A 2,190-nucleotide genomic window follows, 5' to 3' on the forward strand; every position below is an offset into this window, starting at 1 on the left:
GTAAGCGCCAATAAATCAGCCCCTTGACTCCCCCCAACGTAGCCACCTCTACTCCATGCGTTTCAACGGCACGTTCCAAGGCAGCAGGTGTTCTAGTTTTTCCAGAGTGTCCGCCGTTGCAATGTGCTCCAGCACATACTTGATATAGGCCGAAGGCTCCAGTCCATTCGCTTTAGCCGTCTCGACCAGTGAGTAGCAGGTAGCGCTGGCACGGGCACCGTGTGAAGTATCGGCAAAAAGCCAAGCCCTACGGCCAATGGCGAACGGCCGGATTGCATTCTCAGCCAATGCATTGCTGATGTTCAGATCACCGCGTTCGCAGTAACCCACCAGGCAGTCCCACTGGTTCAGCGTATACTCCATGGCATTACGAGTCAGGGAGCCTTTTAATACCTTGCTCACGTTCGCTTCCAACCAGGTTTTGAGTGTGCCCAGTTGTGGCAGACTCAGCTCCTGACGAACGCGATATCGTTCATCAATGCTGGCTCCTTTATCTTTCAACTGACGTTCGATGGCATACAGCTTGTTGATATAACCCAGGGCCACATCCGCTTTCGTGGTTTTGGGTTTCTTGCCTTTGCCGCCGGAAGGCGCGGCTCGGGAAGCCTCAACGAACTTTCTACGCGCATGGTCCCAACACCCAATGCGGGTAATGCCATTGTTACGGCACACCTGGCCGTAGCCGGAGTAGCCGTCCGCCTGCAGGATGCCGGTAAACCCTTCGAGCAGGCGCACGGGCACGCTGCCGGCGCGGGACGGGTCGTAATCAAAAAGCACCACCGGGTGATCGGGCGGCCCGCCTCGGATAACCCACATCCATTTGTCCGATTGAGCGGTTTTGCCATCTTCCTTGAGCACCTGGATGCGGGTTTCATCCGCTTGCAGGTACTCACTGCTGTTCTGCACTTCCCGCATCAGGGTCATCAGCGGTTTGAACACGTCATCCAGACGGATGATCCAGTTGGCCATGCACGTTCGACTGATCTCATGGCCGAGCCGCTTAAGCATCTTTTCGAGTCGATACAGCGGCAGGCCATCGGCGTATTTGCTGGTGATGATGTAGGCCAGCAGGGCAACGGTGGCAAAGCACTTGCCCAGCGGATGAACGGGTCGTTTTGCGGCGATGATCTGCTCGTGTCCGGTTGCTTCATCCTGCTCGAATACAGCTTTTTCTTGCCAGTACTCCAGCACTTTCAGTTGGGCCGGAATGAACTCGACTTCCTCTTTGACCTTGGTGAAGAAGGTCTTAACGGCACCGGCTTTCTCTTCATCGCTGAGCAACAACTCAATGCGCTCACGCACCAGATTCTCCGAGAAGCCTCGCTGGCGAGTCTTGCGCGATGCTTTGGCGGCCTCATCGGTTTCTTCTACATCGTCCGGGAGCTGATCGCGCAGTTCATCGATGGCGGTTTCGAGTTCCGCCTCATCGAACAGATCACTTTGGTGTGCGAGCTTTTCACTCTTCGCCGCGAACTGCTGGATCTTCTTCAGCCGCAGCAGTTCTTCGAGCAGTTGGATGTAGGCCTCTCGTTGGCGAAGGGTCTGATCACGCTGCCGGAGGCTATCGCTGAGCAACTGAATGGCGTTTTCGTGCTGCTCGATTAACGCGGATTGGTCGGCCAGTTGTTGCTGAACACCAGCCAAAATAGCCGTCAATTCAGCGGGTGAACAACCGCTGATATCCGGGGTATTTTGTGGTGTTTCAGGCTTCGTTTTCATGCGTTAATAGTAACAAAAAACGGCCTGAAACACCCATGTTTTCTGCTATCCAACAGCCTCATAGTGCAGGGTTTTATGGCCTGTCATCAGCGTAATATCGTAGCCGTCCAGCAGCCAGTTTATTTGCTCTGCATTCAACGACATCAGCTCGTCCGAAGGGCTCGGCCACTTGAACCGTTCTTCCGCCAAGGCTTTGTAATACAGCACAAAACCATTGTCCTCCCACATCAGGCATTTGATCTTGTTACGCTGACGATTGGTGAAGGCATACAACGCGCCACTGAACGGGCTGTGCCCCAACTCCTGTTCGACCAGCAAAGCCAGGCCATTGGCTTGCTTGCGAAAATCGATAGGCACACGATACAAATAGATCTCAGGCATCGACAGTGCCGGGCGAAGATACCGGTGTCGCATCACAGCTGCCTCAGAATGGCGCCCAGTAATTCAATATTATCGCCACGCAGGCCGGTG

Annotated in this window: 1 protein-coding gene and 1 pseudogene; both read right to left on the reverse strand. The window is 54.5% G+C overall.

Features of this window, described 5'->3' with window-relative positions:
* Window positions 1-48 precede the first annotated feature (48 nt).
* Window positions 49-1,530: pseudogene (gene tnpC / locus G565_RS0120790) on the reverse strand (IS66 family transposase); the annotation flags it as partial.
* 234 nt (window positions 1,531-1,764) lie between these two features.
* Window positions 1,765-2,133, reverse strand: coding sequence for an IS66 family insertion sequence element accessory protein TnpB (tnpB, locus tag G565_RS0120795; protein WP_028672521.1), 369 nt, complete (start codon window positions 2,131-2,133; stop codon window positions 1,765-1,767).
* Between the last annotated feature and the right edge of the window lie 57 nt (window positions 2,134-2,190).

The sequence above is a fragment of the Saccharospirillum impatiens DSM 12546 genome, from assembly GCF_000423605.1.
Taxonomy (GTDB): domain Bacteria; phylum Pseudomonadota; class Gammaproteobacteria; order Pseudomonadales; family Natronospirillaceae; genus Saccharospirillum; species Saccharospirillum impatiens.